A 282-nucleotide genomic window follows, 5' to 3' on the forward strand; every position below is an offset into this window, starting at 1 on the left:
GTGACATTCATCGATGAAGGTCAGATGTAGCCGTGAATTATCCGGACGCTTCAGACCGATCAGATAATATTTTTAAGAGATTTATCCGACGAAGATCCGTAGGTCATTGTCATTTAGACCTTTCAGATTGAATAAGATGATGTCACCTTTTTCGATCCACTCTGAAATCTTCCGCATCCCATCATACTTACTATGCATACCGAACATGAGCTTCTTCTTCGGCGTATTGATGAAAGGATCGGTACGGTTCAGGATCGGATCTACCTGTTGTTTATAGAAAAG

1 protein-coding gene is annotated in these 282 nt (G+C 41.1%); it reads right to left on the reverse strand.

The features are described 5' to 3' along the window. Positions 1-81: 81 nt before the first annotated feature. Positions 82-282: hypothetical protein (locus tag NE665_RS24395; RefSeq protein WP_256302769.1), on the reverse strand; the 201-nt coding region annotated here is incomplete at its 5' end.

This window comes from Clostridium sp. DFI.1.208 (assembly GCF_024463855.1).
GTDB lineage: Bacteria > Bacillota_I > Bacilli_A > Erysipelotrichales > Erysipelotrichaceae > Clostridium_AQ.